We start from the raw sequence: 17,311 nt of genomic DNA, 5'->3' as shown, positions 1-17,311 counted from the left end.
AACAAAAGTCTGGCGATGACTGCTGGTCAGCAGTCATCGCCAGACTAGGAACGAATCGCGTCCTTACAGGGCAAAATCAATCATCAGCCCATGACCGCCAGGTGTTCGCTGTAGAAGAGGCCCAGGCCGATCGCGGCGCAGATGCCGGCGATGATCCAGAAGCGGACCACGATGTTGACCTCGCTCCAGCCAGCCAGTTCGAAGTGGTGCTGGAGGGGGGACATCCGGAAGACGCGCTTGCCGGTGGTCTTGAACGAGATGATCTGGATGACCACGGACATCGTGATGATGACGAACAGGCCGCCGATGATGACCGACAGCAGCGTGGTGCGGGTCGCCACGGCGAGGCCGCCGATCAGGCCGCCGAGGGCGAGCGCTCCGGTGTCGCCCATGAAGATCCGGGCCGGGTTGGTGTTCCACCACAGGAAGCCGACGCAGGCGGCGGCCGCCGCTGCGGCGATCATCGCGATCTCCAGTGGGTCGCGGACCTGGTAGCAGTGTTGCGCGGTGAGGGAGCCGGCCTCGCCCACGTAGTCGTCGTCGCCGCACCAGTGCCGGTACTGCCAGAAGCCGATCAGCGAGTACGCGCCGAGGACCAGGATGGACGCGCCGGTGGCGAGGCCGTCGAGGCCGTCGGTGAGGTTGACGCCGTTGGACATCGCCATGATCACGAAGACGAAGACCATGACCGAGCCGACCTTGCCGACGTTGAGCCAGTCGACGTCCCGGATGAAGGAGATGTTCTCGCTGACCACGGTCTGGCCGTTGGTGCTGGGGAAGTTGAGCGCGGCGATGCCGAACGCGGTGCCGATGAGCAGCTGGCCGAGGAGTTTGCCCTTGGCGCTGAGGCCGTCCGAGTTCTTCTTGCGGACCTTGAGGAAGTCGTCCAGGAAGCCGACGGCGCCGCAGAAGACGAAGAGACCGAGCAGGACCAGGGCGGTCATGGTCGGCTTCTCCTGGGCGATCTGCCGTTCGGGCAGGGTGGTCAGCGCCAGGTGACCGGCCACGTACGCGAAGACGGTGGCGATGATGAACGCCACGCCACCCATGGTGGGGGTGCCCCGCTTGCCGAGGTGCGTCTGCGGTCCGATGGTGCGGATCGGCTGGCCGGCTTTGAGCGCCGAGAAGACCTTGATCGCGATCGGGGTGCCGAACAGCGAGATGAGAAAGGCGACCGCGGCCGCGACGATTACTGCCCTCACGGGCTCAAACCTCCTCGGAACGCCGCAGCCAGTCGGCGACGTCCCATGTGCGGTACCGGGAACCCTTGACCAGCACGACATCGTCGGCGCGCAGGTCGGCTTGCAGAATCTCGATGGCGCCGGCCTGGTCGGCGGCGAATCGGGCGGTGCCCGTCCAGTCCGGCACGCTCGCGGCGCCGTCCAGGATGGGCCGGGCGTTCTCGGCGACCGCGATCAGCCGGTCCACGCCCAGTTCGGCGGCGAGCCGCCCGACTTCGGCGTGCCCGCTGGTCTCGTGTTCGCCGAGCTCGGCCATGTAGCCGAGCACGGCGGTGGTGCGTCGTCGCGTTCCCATCGCGGCCAGCGCGCGCAGGGCGGCGGCGGTCGACGACGGGTTGGCGTTGTAGGAGTCGTCGATGAGGACGACGCCGTCGGGGCGGGTGACGACGTCCATCCGGCGGCCGGAGACGATGCCGACCTGGCCGAGTGCGACGACCAGGTCACCGAACTCCATTCCGGCGACGAGGGCGACGGCCGCGGCGGCGAGGGTGTTCGCCACCTGGTGTTCGCCCGCTACCGCGAGTCGCACCTGGCCGACCTTTTCGCCGGAGATCAGAGAATATGAGGCTTTTCCGTAGTTATCAACATCCACATCCGTAGCGCGGACCGAGGCCGAACCGGCAAGACCGGTCAGGACCACCGACGCCGCCGTACGCGTGGACATCGCCGCCACCAACGGATCGTCGGCGTTCAGGATCGCCACCCCGTCCGGCGGCAGCGCTTCGACCAGCTCACCCTTGGCCAGCGCGGTCCCCTCCACGGAACCGAACTCGCCCAGGTGCGCGGCACCGACGTTGAGCACCACGCCGATCGACGGCCGGGCGATGTCGGTCAGGTACCTGATGTGCCCGGGACCGCGGGCACCCATCTCCAGCACCAGGAACCGTGTCTCCTCGGTCGCCTGGAGCACGGTGTACGGGAATCCCAGCTCGTTGTTGAGCGATCCGGCCGGCGCCACGGTGGGGCCGAGCCGGGCCAGCAGCTGCCCGATGTAGTCCTTGGTGGTGGTCTTGCCGGAGGAGCCGGTCAGCCCGACCACGGTCAGCTTGTCCAGCCGGGTCACCACCACCCGGGCCAGCGCGGCCAGGGCGGCCAGCGGGTCCTCGACGACCACGCCGGGGAACGGGGTCCGGCGGGTGCTGAGGATCCCGGCCGCGCCGAGGTCGACGGCGGTGCCCGCGAAGTCGTGCCCGTCCACCTTCTCGCCGGGGAACGCCACGAACAGCCCACCGGGGCCGATCTTGCGGGAGTCGTACTCGACACCGCCGGTCACGGTCAGGGCCGGGTCGCCGACGACGTGGCCGCCGGTGATCTCGGCGATCTCGCCCAGGGAGAGAGGGATCATGCGCGGGCCTCCAGTGCGGCGGACAGTTCGATGCGGTCGTCGAACGGCAGCACCTCGCCGTTCACCTCCTGGCCCTGCTCGCTGCCCTTGCCGAGCACGGCGATCACGTCACCGGCGGACGCCATCCGGACGGCCTCGTCGATCGCCGCGCGGCGCCCCGCGACCTCGATGACCTTGCCGGCCGACGCCGAGGCGGTGTGGGCGGCTTCGGCTCCGGCGCGCACCGCCGCCCGTACATGAGCGGGGTCCTCGGTCCTGGGGTTGTCGTCGGTGACGATCACCAGGTCGGAACCGTGCGCGGCGGCCTCCCCCATCAGCGGGCGCTTGCCCTGGTCGCGGTCGCCACCGGCGCCGATCACGCAGATCAGCCGGCCACCGCGGGTGTCGGCCAGGCCCCGCAGCGCGGCCAGCGCCGCGACGATCGCGTTGGGTTTGTGCGCGTAGTCGACCACGCCGAGGATGTCGCCGGGCGCCGCGACCTGCTCCAGCCGGCCCGGCACCCCGCGGCAGGCCGCGATGCCCTGGCCGGCGACGGCCGGGTCCACCCCGGTGGCGACCAGCAGTGCCAGCGCCAGCAGCGCGTTCGCCACGTTGTGCAGGCCGGGCAGGGCGACGCCGGTGTCGACGGTCAGCCCGTCCGGGCCGTGCGCGGTGAAGCGCTGACCGAAATCGGACGGCCGGATGTCGGCGGCCCACCAGGTGGCGTCCGGTGCGCCGGCGGCCGAGTAGGACACCGTGCCCTCCCGGAACAGGGGACGGAGCGCCGGGTCGTCGAAGTTCAGCACCTCCACCGCGGACCGGCCGTCGAAGAGCCGGGCCTTGGCCTCGAAGTAGTCCTCCGAGGTGGGGTGGAAGTCCAGGTGGTCCTGGCCGAAGTTGGTGTAGCCGCCGGCCGCGAACCGGATGCCGTCGGCCCGGCCCATCACCAGCGCGTGGCTGGACACCTCCATCACCACGGCCTGGACGCCGCGCTCCACCCCGGCGGCGAGGATGGCCTGCAGGTCGGTGGCCTCGGGGGTGGTGCGCACGCTCTTGACCACCAGGTCACCGAGCCGCGTCTCCACCGTGCCGACCAGGCCGGTGACCCGGCCGGCGGCCCGCAGGCCGGCTTCGACCAGATACGACGTGGAGGTCTTCCCGGCCGTGCCGGTGATGCCGATCATGGTGAGCCGCCGGGACGGCTCGCCGTAGACGGCCGCCGCCGCCGCACCGAGCACCGCCCGTGGGTCGTTCACCACCAGGACGGGCAGCCCGGCGTCGAGCGCGCGGTCGCGCCCGGCCGGATCGGTCAGGACGGCCACCGCACCGGAGCGGGCGGCGTCCGCGATGAACTCGGCGCCGTGCCGGTTCGCACCGGGCAGGGCGGCGTAGAGGTCACCCGGGCGAACCTCTCGGCTGCTGTGAGTGACACCGGTGACCGGGACGTCACCGCCGGTCAGATCTGCCGGTAACAGCACCGCGAGCCGCGCCACCAGGCACGGCTCCACGGTCTCGGGACGTGGAATGCCGGACACGGCGTCAGACCCTACCCCGTCTCTGGGAGCTTGCTGTCAACGCCATGCGGCAGGTGTCATTCCTTGATCTTGAAGGTAGGCGGCGTGCTACCGGACGGTGGCACATGGTTATGACGAAGGGTGTACGACATCATCTCGCTGAACGCCGGAGCCGCCACCACACCGCCGCCGCCCTTGCTGGTGTCCATCGTCACCGCGATCACGAACCGCGGGTCCTCGGCCGGCGCCATCCCGACGAACGAACCGGCGTCGTGGCTGGTGTACTGCCCCTCGATGAGCAGGTCACCGGTGCCGGTCTTGCCCGCCACCCGGTAGCCGTTCACCGCGGCGGCCTTGCCGGTGCCGTCCTTGACGTCGATCACCGCCTCCATCATCAGGCGCAGCTGGGCGGCCACCTCGGGATCCAGCACCTTGTGCGTACGCGGCGCGGTGGCCGGGGTGACCTCGCCGTCCTCGCCGGAGATGGTGGCCTTGATCAGGTGTGGCTGGATGTAGACGCCGTCGTTGGCGATCGCGCCGTACCCGGCGGCCATCTGGATCAGCGTGGCCGCGACACTGTGGCCGATCGGCACCGACCCGTGCGACGATCCACTCCAGTCCTCCGGCTTGAGCAACTGACCGGACGCCTCCCCGGGCATGCCCTCCCCGGTCGCCTGGCCCAGCCCGAACTTCTGCTGGTACTGGTAGACCTTCTCCTTGCCGAGCCGGTCGGCGAGCAGGATCGTGCCCACGTTGGACGAGTAGGCGAGCAGCCCCGGCAGGGTCATCCGGGTGCCGTTGTCCTGCGGGTGGGTGTCGGTGAAGGTGGTGTCCCCCTTCTTGATCCCCCGGCCGATGGTGATCAGCTCGTCCGGCTGGGTCAGCCCCTCCTGCAGGGCCGCCCCGAAGATGAACGCCTTGTGCGTGGATCCCGGATCGGTGACCACGCTGGACGGCACGTCGATGCGGTCCGAGGACTTCACCTTCTGCCAGTTCGCCGCGTTGTACGACGGATAGCTCGCCTGCGCCAGCACCTCACCGGTCCGCACGTCCAGCACCACCGCGCCGGCGATCGTCGCGCTGCGCTTCTTGGCCTCGGCGTCCAGCACCCGCTGGACCTCGTACTGGATGTCCTGGTCGATGGTGAGCTGCAGGGAACTGCCCGGCCGGGCCGCGGTGTCCTGCTGGAACCCGCCCGGGATCGGCTTGTTGGACAGGCCCTTGCCGGCGCCGACCTCGAACACCCGCTTGCCGTCGGTGCCGTGCAGCAGGTCGTCGTACCGTGCTTCCAGCCCCTCCAGACCGCGCTGCTCGTCACCGGCGCCGGTGAAACCGATCAGGTTCGACGCCAGGTCCCGGCCGGGCACGTCCCGGCGCTCGTCCAGGTGCGTGTAGATGCCGGGCAGCTTCAACGCGTCGATCTTGTCGGCGACCGCCACGTTCACACCGCGGGCCAGGTAGCGGAACTTCAGCCAGCCCTCCACCAGCTTGGTCCGCTGCATGTCCGCGACCAGCTCGGACTGGGCCACCCCGAGCAGCGGCGCGAGCTTGGCGGCCGTACCGGGGATGTCCTTCTGCAGTTCCAGGTTCTCCGGGTCGACGTAGACATACCGCGCCTCGACGCTGTGCGCCAGCACGTTGCCGTTGCGGTCCAGAATGCTGCCGCGCGGCGCCGGGAGCGTCACGCTGCTCAGCCGCTTCTCCCGCAGTTCGATCAGGCTCGCCGCCTCGGCCGGGGAGGTCGCCACCTGCAGCACCACCAGGCGCACACCGATGGTGACGAAGAGCGAGAGCGCCAAGACCGTGCCCAGACGCAGGCGACGGTTGCTGTTGGCGAGTTTCGGCGGTTCGGCGGGGACCGGCCTTCTCTCCTTCGCCGTACGCGGGGAGGGGCCCCGCCCCCGGTCGGTGACCCGGCGGCCACCACTCGGGGACTCGGGGCGCTCGCGCCGGCCGGAGCGCCGCTCCCGATCGTCGCGCCGTTCCCTGGTCTCCCGGTTCGGCCGGCTCTCCCGGGCGCGGCTGTCCCGGGCAAGGCTGTCCCGGGCAAGGCTGTCCCGGGTACGGCCGTCCTCCCGGTCCCGCGCCGTCGAGCGGCTCCGCGGTTCCGCGGTCTCCCGGGCCTTACCACGGCCGCGTGGTTCCCCGGTGTCCTTGGCCCGGCCACGGGTACGCGGCTCGTCGCTGTCCTTGGCCCGCCCACGGGTACGCGGCTCGTCGGTCTCCTTGGCGCGGCTCCGGGCGCGTGGCTGCTCGCTGTCGCGCTGGGCCGGAGGCTGTTCGGTGGCCCGGCCCCGGCCCCGGGTGGCGCGCGGGGCGCCGTCGCCACCGTCGAGCACCTGCAGCGCGGGCCGGAACGGGTCGGCGTTGCGGCCGGAGTCACGGGGCACCCGGCCGCGCTCGGCCACGGTCCGCCCGCGCGGCGTGTAGGCCCGCGCGTCGCCGATGCTGGTGCGGCCCCGGCGGACCTCACGGCCGTCGCCCGGCTCGTCTCCGGTCAGGTCACGTGACGAACCGCGCCGGGGCTGATTCCCCCGGCGCGGTGTCTCGTCGTCTCGCGGCGACACGATGGCCTACCGTTGCGCCGGGGTGAGTTCCCCGACGATCGTGCCCGGCTCCGCACCGACCGCACCGGGGGTCTTCTCCCCGGCGGCGTTCCCGTCGCCGGCACCGGCGGTGGCCGCGTCGCCGCCACCCGCCGTGGCCGGGTCGCCGCCACCGGCTTTGGCCGCGTCGCCGCCACCCGCCGTGGCTGAGTCGCCGCCACCCGCGGTGGTCCCGCCGTCGGCGGCCTTCTCACCCAGGCCGTCCCGGGTGGTCGGGGAGGTCCGGCCCTTGGCCGGGTTGAGCGGGCCGACGACGGTGCCGTCCGGCAGCCAGAGGACCGCCGGGTCCTCGGCCGGGACCAGGCCCAGCCGGCGGGCCGCGGCGGTCAGGTTGCCCGGCCCGGAGGCCTCGACCAGCTGCCGCTGCAGTTCCTGCTGCTGCTTGTCGAGGACGGCCTTCTCCTCGCGGAGGGCGTTCAGCCGGAACGACTGCTCCATGGTCTTGGTGTTGACCAGCAGGATGCCGACGACCCCGATCAGGACGACGGCGATGATCGCGGCGGCGAAGGTGGCGCGGGGTGCCCGGATCGGCAGTGGTGGCGCCACCCAGAGGCGGGGCCGGGCCTGTGGAGCCGGTGCGGCGTCGCCGGTCACCTCGATGGAGAGCGCGGTGGCGCCGTCGACGGGTGCGACCGTCTCCCGGCCCGCCCCGCCCCGGATCCCTGACCGGCGCGTGTCGGCCCCCTCGGATCGGCGCGCCGCCCGCGCACCGGTCCCGGTGTCGGCATCGCGGCTCACCCGGCGCTGCGGCCCCCCGGCCGTACCGCGCGTCTGCGTACGGCCCCCCGACCGCGACGCTTCGGATCGCTCGCTCATGCTCTTCCCTCCCCCTCTTCTGTTCGCCCCCGAGGCGTAACCGCCGTGGTCCCCCATGCGTTGGGAACTCGGTGCTACTCGGGCTTCCCCCGCCGGGGACGCCCGGTCGTCCGGGGCCGCTCGCGGCCGGCTCCGAACGCCCTGTCCGAATTCCTCACCTGCTCCTGCTCGTCGATCCGTTCCACCGCGCGCAACTTCACCGAGGCCGCCCTCGGATTGGCGGCCACCTCGGCCTCGCTGGGCAGCTCCGAGCTCCTGGTCAGGAGCTTGAGGCTGGGACCGCTGCCGGGCAGCTCGACCGGAAGGTCGATCGGCCCGGTGCTGCGCGCCCTCGCGGTGAGCGCGCGTTTGACGATCCTGTCCTCCAACGATTGATAACTCATCACCACAAGTCGCCCGTGCGGTGCCAACACGTCCAAAGCCGCCGGAACAGCCCCTTCCAGGGCGTCCAGCTCGGCGTTGACCTCAATGCGTAGTGCCTGGAAGGTGCGTTTGGCGGGATTTCCACCCGTTCGCCGCGCGGCGGCTGGGATGGCGTCCTTCACCAGCTCGGCCAGTCGTGCCGTGGAGGTGATCCGCCCCTTCGCCCGCTCCCGCACGATCGACTGGACGATCCGCGAGGCGAACTTCTCCTCGCCGTACTGCCGCAAAACGCGAACAAGATCACCCGGTTCGTACGAGTTGACGATCTCCTCGGCCGTCACGCCGCGGGACTGGTCCATCCGCATGTCCAACGGAGCGTCCTGCGCGTACGCGAAACCCCGGTCCGCCTCGTCCAGCTGCAACGACGACACCCCGAGATCGAACAGGCCGCTGTGGATCGCCGGAACGTCCAGCTCGGCGAGGACCCGCGGCAGCTCGTCGTAGACGGCGTGCATCAGGTGCGCCCGGTCACCGAACCGGATCAGCCGGTGCCGTGCGTGCTCCAGCGCCTCGGTGTCCCGGTCCAGTCCGATCAGGACGACATCCGGGTACCGCTGCAGAACCGCCTCGGCGTGCCCGCCCAGACCCAGCGTGAAGTCGACGTGGACGGCACCCGGCAGCCTGAGGGCGGGATCGAGCAGTTCCAAGCAGCGCTCGAGCAGCACCGGCACGTGTGTGCCTCGCGGCTCCCCCATGTCAAACCCCCATGCCGTACCGGCTCGCGTCTCACTCGTCTGTTCCATGTTGCTGTCCGGCCCGGTCGCCCGTCCGTACCGCCAGATCCCCATCCGCTCTCATGACCCGCGCCGGCGAACCGGCCCGGACACGCGCCTGGCGCCGGGGAAGAGGCGCCAGGAGCGGGAGCGGCTGGAGATCTCGAGGTACGGCGAGAGTGGCTTCCGGGCCGAACCGACGGCCCACCGAGTGCCACGCCCTACAGTCCGCCGGGCAGCACCCCCTCCTCGATGTCGGCGAAGTCTTCCTCGCTCGCCGAGAGGTAGTCGTCCCAGGACTGCTTGTCCCAGATCTCGACCCGGGTGCTCGCACCGATCACCACTAGATCGCGACCAAGACTGGCATACTCCCGCAAATGGACCGGAATCGTCACCCGGCCCTGCTTGTCGGGCACTTCATCGTGGGCACTCGCGAAGAACACCCGGCTATAAGCCCGAGCGGCCTTGTTGGTGACCGGAGCCTCACGTAGCTGACCGGCGATGCGCTGGAACTCCGGCATCGGGAACACGTAAAGACAGCGCTCCTGCCCCTTCGTGATCACGACACCTCCCGCCAGCTCATCACGGAACTTAGCCGGAAGGATCAGCCGGCCCTTCTCGTCGAGGCGCGGAGTGTGCGTGCCGAGGAACATCGGCCCCCACCCTTTGCCGTGGCGACCGCTCCATCGCGGAGGGAGTGGACCGCCGTGTCAACTCGGGCCGGCAGGTCCGGCGTCGCTCCTCCGCCCTGCCACTGCGCTCCACTCTACTCCACTTCCCTCCACCTGCAACCCGAACGCGTCCACTCCCGAGCCGTTTTCGCAGACGTTGTCGCAGCTCAACGGCGGTGGAGGGGAATGGGGGCCCGGACCATGATCCACTCCGTCCAGTTTCCGACATCGAGCGCTCCAGGTCGCAAATCCCCCGACTTGTCCCCCGGAAAAGTCCGGGCCCACGCTCGGGTGGAGGAAAGTGGAGCGACCCCGGGGAGGAAAGTGGAGTGCCGGAGGGTCGAGACAGGACCCTCGGGGCGCGTACCCGATCGGGGTGTTGAAGCAGCCCCCGGACATGCCTGTGGGGCGTGACCCGCGCCCGGGTCACGCCCCACAGAAGGCGTTGCTATTCCTTACTTACTAGAGACGCTGCGCGACAGTCCCCACTAGAGACGCTGCGCGACAGTCCCCACTAGAGACGCTGCGCGACAGTGCTCAACTACGTGCCGCTGCGCGACGGTCAGGCGACCAGCCGCTTCACGACGTAGTTCTTGCTCCAGATCTTGTGCTTGCCGACGCGCTTGCCGGTGCTCGGCGAGTCGTACATGTATCCGTTGCCGGCATAGATACCGGCGTGGTAGCCGTACGAGCCGTTACGGAAGATGATCAGGTCGCCGACCTTCTTGTTCTTCTTGGCGACCGACTTGCCGTACTTCTGCTGCGAGTTGGCCTTGTGCGGCAGCTTCTTGCCGGCGGCCTTCTTGTACACGTACTTGGTGAAGCCGGAGCAGTCGAAGCGCTTCGGGCCGGACGCGCCGTACTTGTAGAGCGCGCCCTTGTGCTTCTTGGCCTCGGCGAGGATCTTGGCGCCACTGGCGACGACCTTGACCTTGACCTTGGAGGTCACCTTCTGGTTGTACCCGGAGCCGGTGAAGACGGTCCGGACGTAGAGGGTGCTCTTGGGCTTGGCCGTCAGCGTGACCGCTTTGCTGCCGACCTTGCCGCTGTCCAGGTTGCGCCACGCGCCGTTGCTGTAGCCCTGGAGACGGACGGTGCCCTTGGCGACCTTGCCGGTGGCCGGGTCGATCACCTTGGCGGTGACCTTGAGGGTGGAACCCCATTTGAGGTTCCGGGTGCTGGTCGTGGCGGCCAGCTTGGGGGTGACCTTCGCGGCGGCCGACGAGGCGGCGACCGGGGTGACGGCGGTGGTCGACGCGGCCGCGGCGGGCGAGGCGGCGATCAACTGGCCGGCACAGAGGCAGAGACCCAGAGACAGTGCGACGGTGCCGGGGCCGAATGCGGGCATGCGGCGGCGACGGCTCGAACTGTGTTCGTGCACGGTAGAGATTTCCCTCCGGCACGCCTGCGAGGTTAGCTGTCGGGTTCGGGCGGAAGGGCTTGCCCGGCCGCGGGTGGGCGGCTTCACCCCAAGGTTTCTCCCTGGGTGCGGCTCGCCGTGAAGCGAGTCGCGGGGAGAGACCGCGAATGGGTCCCCCGTCCCTGCCCCCGATTGCCTTGGTTGTCGGCTTGCTTGCTGTGTCGCACCGTCCGGCCCGGGGCAGGGCTCGGCGTGAACCGATCCGGTGCGGCCGGCGGCGGTGTGCTGCCGGCTGATCCTTGGTACCCGACTCGGCCCATGATCGTCAGCATGAGGACGATCACCCTAGGTAATCGACACAAAAGCTCATGTCCAATTTGTAAGCTCCGGAAAACAAATGCCGCGACGCAAAGTGATCGGTTCACTACAAGCAGTCGAAGGTTACGGGTGAATCAGAACACACAATTAGTTGAGCACCACGTCCGAAAAGCCCGGACCGGGGAAAACTCCGAATAGGCCGTGATCTTGATGGTCTGGCAACGCGACGTAACCTTCGAGTCCGGTACCCTCGCTGGCGTGACGGACGGAATGCCTCTCATCGCCAAGGTCGCGACCTCGGTGTCGAAGACCGCTGCGGCGCTCTCCAGGGCCGCGGGCCGCGGCGACGGTTCGGTGATCGGTGGCTGGATCGGCCTCAAGATCGACCCCGACCTGCTCGCCCACCTCGCGGCCGGACGCGCCGTCGCGCTGGTCTCCGGCACCAACGGCAAGACCACCACGACCCGCTTCACCGCGGCCGCCGTCGGGGTCCTCGGCCGGGTCGCCACCAACGGTTACGGCGCCAACATGCCGACCGGCCACACCTCGGCGCTGGCCAAGGAGGGGCACACCCCGTTCGCCGTGCTGGAGGTGGACGAGCACTACCTGGCCCAGGTCATCGACCAGACCAAGCCCAAGGTGGTGGCGCTGCTCAACCTCTCCCGCGACCAGCTGGACCGGGCGAAGGAGGTGGCGATGATGGCGCAGATGTGGAAGACCAAGCTCGCCTCCCACCCGGAGATCAAGGTGGTCGCCAACTGCGACGACCCGCTGGTGGTGTGGGCGGCCAGCGGCAGCCCGCAGGCCACCTGGTTCAGCGCCGGCCAGCGCTGGCTGGACGACTCGTTCGTCTGCCCGGAGAGCGGCCACCCGATCGAGCGCGCCCAGGGCGACTGGTGGTGCACCGGCTGCCCGCTGCGCCGGCCGCGCCCGCAGTGGGTGGTCGAGGACGAGGGTGTGATCGACCCGCGCGGTGACTGGCACCTGGTCAAGCTGCAGCTGCCCGGCCGGGTCAACGTGGGCAACGCGGCCACCGCGCTGGCCGTCGCCGCCGAGTTCGGGGTCCGCCCGATCGAGGCGCTGCGCCCGCTCGCCGGGGTGGCGTCGATCGCCGGGCGCTACGCCCAGGTGGACAAGGACGGCCGCAACATCCGGCTGCTGCTGGCGAAGAACCCGGCGAGCTGGCTGGAGGCCTTCGACATGGCCGACCAGGCGCCGACACTGCTCTCGATCAACGCCCGGGACCCCGACGGGCTGGACACGTCGTGGCTCTGGGACGTCGACTTCTCCCCGCTGCGCGACCGGCCGGTGCTGATCACCGGGGACCGGGCGTACGACCTGGCCGTCCGCCTCCAGGTGAACCAGGTGCAGTTCCGGCACGTACAGACTTTCGACGAGGCGCTCCGGTCCGTGCCGCCCGGCCGTCTCGAAGTGATCGCCAACTACACGGCGTTCCAGGACATCCGAGCGGAGTTGGACCGTGTCAACTGAGGCCCTGCGGATCGTGTGGATCTACCCCGATCTGCTCTCGACCTACGGCGACCGCGGCAACCTGCTGATCCTGGCCGCCCGGGCGGCGGCCCGGGGCATCCCGGTGGAGACCTACGAGGTCCGCTCGGATCAGCGGATGCCCAACTCGGCCGACATCTACCTGATCGGCGGTGGCGAGGACGGCCCGCAGGCGCTGGCCGCCCAGCGCCTGCTCGCCGACGGCGGTCTGCACCAGGCGGTCCACCAGGGCGCCGCGGTATTGTCGATCTGCGCGGGTTACCAGTTGCTCGGTCACTCGTTCTTCGCCAAGGGGGCGAAGTGCGCCGGGCTGGGCCTGCTCGACGTCCACTCGGACCGGGGTGAGACCCGGGCGGTGGGCGAGCTGCGCGGCGACATCGACCCCCGGCTGGGGCTGCCGGCGCTGACCGGTTTTGAGAACCACGGCGGCCGCACCCACGTCGGCCAGCACGCCGCACCGCTGGCCCGGGTCACCGCGGGCATCGGCAACGACGGTCAGACCGAGGGCGCCTGGGCCGGCAAGATCCTCGGGACGTATTCGCACGGCCCGGCGCTGGCCCGCAACCCAGCCATCGCCGATCTGCTCCTGAAATGGTCCACCGGCGCGGATAGGCTCACGCCGCTCGACGACACGTGGAGCGAGAAACTCCGCAACGAGAGGCTGGCCGCGGCGAGCCCGGCATGACTTCCTGAATCGACGACGATGGGGCGGTAGGCCTGTATGACCGACAACCTGAACGCCTCGGCGCCGAGTTCCTCCGGCTGGAAGCGGCGTGCTGTCCGCTTCACCCTGCTGGGGCTCGGTGTCGGCGCTCTCGCCGTCGGTGCGGCGGTCCTGCCGCTGCGGGAGATCGGTGACACGGTGGTGTCGCTCGGCCCGGCCGCCGTGGTCGCGGTGGCGGTGCTGGGCGGCATGCTGTTGTCGGCGCTGGTCCCGCGCACCCTGATCACGATGACCTGCGGCGCGCTGCTGGGCGCCGCGCCCGGGATGGCGGCCGCGCTGGCCGCCGCGGTGATCGCCGCGGTCGCCACCTACTACGCGGGCCGCTGGGCCGGCCGCGGCGCTCTCCAGGCCCGGGCCGGCAGCCGTCTGGCCCGGCTGGACGGCTGGCTGAACCGTCGTGGCCTGGCCGCCGTGCTGCTGGTCCGGTTCCTTCCGCTGGCCCCGTTCGGCCTGGTCGGCTACGCCTACGGCACCACCAGCGTCTGCCAGAAGCGGTACATCCTGGGCACCACGATCGCCGCCATCCCGTCCACCATCACCTACGCCGTGATCGGCGCCGCGGTGGTCGCCCCCGGCGAGATGAACCTGGTCACCCTGGTCCCGGCCGCCTTCAGCTTCGTCCTCTCCACCGCGATCATCCTGCGCTGGCGCCACACCTCCCGGCGCGCCGCGGCCGCCGCCGTTCCCGCCTGACCCTCTTCATCCGGTACGCCCCAGGGGCCCCCGACCGCAACGGACCGCCCTGTCTCGTCCGCGCGAGGAGGTCCCGGCACCGGACCGTCCGGCGCCCGCCGGGCGAATGCGGCCCCCCAAACCCGCGTGCCAACTTCCGGTCCGAATCGCACCACAACGCGGCACGAAACAACGAACCACGACCCGCGTGCCGCGTTGCGGTCCGCAACGCACCACAACGCGGCACGAAACGGCCAACCAGCAACCGCGTGCCGCGCAACGGTCCGGAACGCACCGGAACGCGGCACGAAACGACGAACCAGCAACCGCGTGCCGCATTGCGGTCCGCAACACACCACAACGCGGCACGAAACGGCCAACCAGCAACCGCGTGCCGCATTGCGGTCCGCAACGCACCGGAACGCGGCACAGCGGAAACGGCCCGGCCCTCGATGAGGGGCGGGCCGTTTCCGGGTTCGGGTCAGATCACGACGCTGACCAGACGGCCCCTCACCACGATGACCTTCTTCGGCTCCTTGCCGGCCAGCACCTCGGCCACGGCGGCCAGCGCGGCCGACCGTACCTCAGTCTCGGGGGTGTCCGGGGAGACCTCGACCCGGCCGCGGACCTTGCCGTTCACCTGCACCGGGTAGGTGATCGCGTCGGCGACCAGCTGGGCCGGGTCGGCGACCGGGAAGTCCGCGTAGGCCAGCGAGCCGGTGTGCCCCAGCTTGCTCCACAGCTCCTCGGCCATGTGCGGCGCGAACGGCGACATCATCAGCACCAGCGGCTCGACCGCCTCCCGGGACACCACCGGCAGCGGGGTCAGCGTGTTGGTCAGCTCGATCAGCTTGGCGATCGCGGTGTTGAAGCGCAGCTCGGCCATGTCCTCCCGGACACCGGCGATGACCTTGTGCAGGACCTTGCGGCTCTTCGGGTCCAGCGGCTCGTCGGACACCTTGACGGCGCCGGTCTCCTCGTCGATCACCAGGCGCCAGGCGCGCTGCAGGAACCGCTGCGAGCCGACCACGGCACGGGTCTCCCACGGGCGGGAGACGTCCAGCGGGCCCATCGCCATCTCGTACACCCGGAAGGTGTCCGCCCCGTACTGCTCGCACATCTCGTCGGGGGTGACGACGTTCTTCAGGGACTTGCCCATCTTGCCGTACTCCCGCTGCACCTCCTGGTCACCCAGGAACCACTTGCCGTCGCGCTCGACGACCTCCTCGGCGGGCACGATCACGCCGCGGGCGTCCCGGAACGCGTACGCCTGGATGTAGCCCTGGTTGAACAGCTTCTTGAACGGCTCGAACGACGAGACGTGACCCAGGTCGAACAGCACCTTGTGCCAGAAACGGGCGTACAGCAGGTGCAGCACGGCGTGCTCGACGCCACCGACGTACAGGTCGACGCCACCGCTGTCACCCGCACCGCGCGGGCCCATCCAGTACGCCTCGTTGGCCGGGTCGACCAGCTTCGACTCGTTGTGCGGGTCCAGGTAGCGCAGCTCGTACCAGCAGGAACCGGCCCACTGCGGCATGGTGTTGGTCTCGCGGGTGTACGTCTTCAGCCCGTCGCCCAGGTCCAGCTCGACCTGCACCCAGTCCTTCTTGCGGGACAGCGGGGTCTCCGGCTCGGTGTCCGCGTCGTCCGGGTCGAAGGTGCGCGGCGAGAAGTCGTCGGTGTCCGGCAGCACGACCGGCAGCATCGAGTCGGGCAGCGCGATCGGCAGGCCGGTCTCGTCGTAGACGATCGGGAACGGCTCACCCCAGTAGCGCTGCCGGCTGAACAGCCAGTCCCGCAGCCGGTACGTGGTCGCGCCCTTGCCGGTGCCCTGCTCCTCCAGCCAGGCGATCATGGCGGCCTTGGCGTCGTCCTTGTTCTTCCCGTCCAGGAAGCCCGAGTTGATCACCACGCCGTCGCCCACGTACGCCCCGTCGAAGTCCGCCGGGGTCTCGATGGTCCGGATCACCGGCAGCGCGAACGCGGTGGCGAAGTCGAAGTCCCGCTCGTCGTGACCGGGCACCGCCATGATCGCGCCGGTGCCGTAGCCGGCCAGCACGTAGTCGGCGATGAAGACCGGGACGTGCTCGCCGTTGACCGGGTTGGTCGCGTAGGCGCCGGTGAAGACACCGGTCTTGACCTTGCCGTCGGCGGTGCGCTCGTCCTCGGTCTTGGCGGCCGCGGCGGCCCGGTAGGCGACGACCGCCTCGACCGGAGTCGCATACCCACCGGTCCAGACCTCCTTGGTGGCGGCCGGCCAGTTGCCCGGGACGATCTTGTCGACCAGCCCGTGCTCGGGCGCCAGGACCATGTAGGTGGCGCCGAACAGGGTGTCCGGGCGGGTGGTGAAGACGGTGATCAGGTCGTCGCCGATGGTGAAGTCGACGTGCGCGCCCTGGGAGCGGCCGATCCAGTTGCGCTGCATCAGCTTGACCGGCTCCGGCCAGTCCAGGCTGTCCAGGTCCTCGATCAGCCGGTCACCGTACGCGGTGATCCGCATCATCCACTGCTTCAGGCTGCGCTGGAAGACCGGGAAGTTGCCCCGCTCGGAGCGGCCGTCCGGGGTGACCTCCTCGTTCGACAGGACCGTGCCCAGGCCGGGGCACCAGTTGACCGGGGCCTCGCTCATGTAGGCCAGACGGTGGCCGTCGATGACCTTGCGGCGTTCGGTGGCGGACAGCCCGGCCCACTCCGGGCCGCGCTCGCCGGACTCGTACGACGCGATCAGGTCCTTGATCGGCCTGGCCTTGCCCACCGACGGGTCGAACCATGAGTTGAAGACCTGCAGGAAGATCCACTGGGTCCAGCGGTAGTACTCCGGATCGGTGGTCGAGAAGGACCGGCGGTCGTCGTAGGCCAGGCCCAGGCGGCGCAGTTGCTGCCGGTAGCGCTCCACGTTCGCCGCGGTGGTGACCGCCGGGTGGGTGCCGGTCTGCACCGCGTACTGCTCGGCGGGCAGGCCGAACGCGTCGAAGCCCATCGGGTGCAGCACGTTGTAACCGGCCATCCGCTGGAAGCGGGTGTAACAGTCGGTGCCGATGTAGCCCAGCGGGTGCCCGACGTGCAGGCCGGCACCCGACGGGTACGGGAACATGTCCTGAACGTGCAGCTTGGGAGCACCGGCCCGGGGATGATCAGGATCGGCCAGCGCACCGACCGGGTTGGGCGCGTGGAACGTCCCGTGCGCGTCCCAGTGGTCCTGCCAGCGGCGCTCGATCTCGCCGGCCATGGTCGCGGTGTAGCGGAAAGGCGGGGTCTCGGTCTCGCTCATCTTCACCATCTCGTCTACGTCTCGTCTTTCGAAGGGCATAAAAAAGCCCCTCGCACAGGAGGGGTTGCCGTGCCTGGCCCGCGGTCAGCGGATCAGCACGGCCGGCTAAGGAGCAGAACGGACCGAGCCATGGCATGGATGATACC

12 protein-coding genes and 1 riboswitch are annotated in these 17,311 nt (G+C 70.1%); of the genes, 3 read left to right on the top strand and 9 right to left on the bottom strand.

The features are described from left to right. Nucleotides 1-83: 83 nt before the first annotated feature. The 8 genes from mraY to ACQ0O7_RS01390 form a co-directional block, all read right to left on the bottom strand. Nucleotides 84-1,202, bottom strand: a complete 1,119-nt coding sequence (gene mraY / locus ACQ0O7_RS01425) for a phospho-N-acetylmuramoyl-pentapeptide-transferase (RefSeq protein ID WP_430779865.1) — start codon at nt 1,200-1,202, stop codon at nt 84-86. Between the two features lie 4 nt (nt 1,203-1,206). Beyond that, the gene (locus ACQ0O7_RS01420; protein ID WP_430779864.1) at nt 1,207-2,586 is read right to left on the bottom strand and encodes a UDP-N-acetylmuramoyl-tripeptide--D-alanyl-D-alanine ligase; all 1,380 of its coding nucleotides are present in this window, start codon (nt 2,584-2,586) and stop codon (nt 1,207-1,209) included. Then, nucleotides 2,583-4,100 (bottom strand): UDP-N-acetylmuramoyl-L-alanyl-D-glutamate--2,6-diaminopimelate ligase, encoded by a 1,518-nt coding sequence (locus ACQ0O7_RS01415; RefSeq protein WP_430779863.1) that lies wholly within the window; start codon nt 4,098-4,100, stop codon nt 2,583-2,585. The genes ACQ0O7_RS01420 and ACQ0O7_RS01415 overlap by 4 nt, the downstream gene beginning before the upstream one ends. A gap of 56 nt (nt 4,101-4,156) precedes the next feature. Then, nucleotides 4,157-6,580 carry a penicillin-binding transpeptidase domain-containing protein gene (locus ACQ0O7_RS01410; RefSeq protein ID WP_430779964.1) on the bottom strand — a complete coding sequence of 808 codons (2,424 nt, stop codon included), beginning with the start codon at nt 6,578-6,580 and terminating at the stop codon, nt 4,157-4,159. A 72-nt stretch (nt 6,581-6,652) separates the two neighbouring features. Next, on the bottom strand, nt 6,653-7,423 hold the full coding sequence (locus tag ACQ0O7_RS01405; protein ID WP_430779862.1) for a hypothetical protein: 771 nt from the start codon (nt 7,421-7,423) through the stop codon (nt 6,653-6,655). A 152-nt stretch (nt 7,424-7,575) separates the two neighbouring features. Continuing rightward, nucleotides 7,576-8,712: a 16S rRNA (cytosine(1402)-N(4))-methyltransferase RsmH gene (gene rsmH, locus ACQ0O7_RS01400; RefSeq protein ID WP_430779861.1), complete on the bottom strand. Its 1,137-nt coding sequence runs from the start codon at nt 8,710-8,712 to the stop codon at nt 7,576-7,578. Nucleotides 8,713-8,858: 146 nt separating this feature from the next. Beyond that, nucleotides 8,859-9,290, bottom strand: a complete 432-nt coding sequence (gene mraZ, locus ACQ0O7_RS01395) for a division/cell wall cluster transcriptional repressor MraZ (RefSeq protein WP_430779860.1) — start codon at nt 9,288-9,290, stop codon at nt 8,859-8,861. A 580-nt stretch (nt 9,291-9,870) separates the two neighbouring features. Continuing rightward, nucleotides 9,871-10,656 (bottom strand): C40 family peptidase, encoded by a 786-nt coding sequence (locus tag ACQ0O7_RS01390; RefSeq protein WP_430779859.1) that lies wholly within the window; start codon nt 10,654-10,656, stop codon nt 9,871-9,873. A gap of 39 nt (nt 10,657-10,695) precedes the next feature. Then, a riboswitch (cyclic di-AMP (ydaO/yuaA leader) is annotated at nt 10,696-10,888 on the bottom strand. Between the two features lie 368 nt (nt 10,889-11,256). On the opposite strand from ACQ0O7_RS01390, the gene ACQ0O7_RS01385 reads away from it, so the two are divergent. Genes ACQ0O7_RS01385 through ACQ0O7_RS01375 form a run of 3 tightly spaced genes read left to right on the top strand, consistent with a single transcriptional unit; the run spans nt 11,257 to nt 13,912 of the window. Next, nucleotides 11,257-12,477, top strand: coding sequence for a MurT ligase domain-containing protein (locus tag ACQ0O7_RS01385; protein WP_430779963.1), 1,221 nt, complete (start codon nt 11,257-11,259; stop codon nt 12,475-12,477). Continuing rightward, nucleotides 12,467-13,180 carry a type 1 glutamine amidotransferase gene (locus ACQ0O7_RS01380; protein WP_430779858.1) on the top strand — a complete coding sequence of 238 codons (714 nt, stop codon included), beginning with the start codon at nt 12,467-12,469 and terminating at the stop codon, nt 13,178-13,180. The genes ACQ0O7_RS01385 and ACQ0O7_RS01380 overlap by 11 nt, the downstream gene beginning before the upstream one ends. Nucleotides 13,181-13,216: 36 nt before the next feature. Continuing rightward, nucleotides 13,217-13,912, top strand: a complete 696-nt coding sequence (locus tag ACQ0O7_RS01375) for a TVP38/TMEM64 family protein (RefSeq protein WP_430779857.1) — start codon at nt 13,217-13,219, stop codon at nt 13,910-13,912. 460 nt (nt 13,913-14,372) lie between these two features. Here the strand turns inward: ACQ0O7_RS01375 and leuS are convergent, their stop codons facing one another. Next, entirely contained in the window at nt 14,373-17,165 is a 2,793-nt protein-coding gene (gene leuS, locus ACQ0O7_RS01370) for a leucine--tRNA ligase (RefSeq protein WP_430779856.1), read from the bottom strand. Nucleotides 17,166-17,311 lie beyond the last annotated feature (146 nt).

Origin of the sequence: Actinoplanes sp. G11-F43, from assembly GCF_050589265.1 — a bacterium.
Classification (GTDB): Bacteria; Actinomycetota; Actinomycetes; order Mycobacteriales; family Micromonosporaceae; genus Actinoplanes.
Note: the sequence above shows the minus strand (reverse complement) of the source record. Positions and strands in the feature narration are given on the sequence as shown.

Excerpts from the sequence above, each read along its gene's own strand:
- ACQ0O7_RS01420 (WP_430779864.1), bottom strand. The coding sequence starts at position 2,586 with ATGATCCCTCTCTCCCTGGGCGAGATCGCCGAGATCACCGGCGGCCAC.
- rsmH (WP_430779861.1), bottom strand. The coding sequence starts at position 8,712 with ATGGGGATCTGGCGGTACGGACGGGCGACCGGGCCGGACAGCAACATG.
- mraZ (WP_430779860.1), bottom strand. The coding sequence starts at position 9,290 with ATGTTCCTCGGCACGCACACTCCGCGCCTCGACGAGAAGGGCCGGCTG.
- ACQ0O7_RS01390 (WP_430779859.1), bottom strand. The coding sequence starts at position 10,656 with ATGCCCGCATTCGGCCCCGGCACCGTCGCACTGTCTCTGGGTCTCTGC.
- ACQ0O7_RS01385 (WP_430779963.1), top strand. The coding sequence starts at position 11,257 with ATGCCTCTCATCGCCAAGGTCGCGACCTCGGTGTCGAAGACCGCTGCG.
- ACQ0O7_RS01375 (WP_430779857.1), top strand. The coding sequence starts at position 13,217 with ATGACCGACAACCTGAACGCCTCGGCGCCGAGTTCCTCCGGCTGGAAG.
- leuS (WP_430779856.1), bottom strand. The coding sequence starts at position 17,165 with ATGAGCGAGACCGAGACCCCGCCTTTCCGCTACACCGCGACCATGGCC.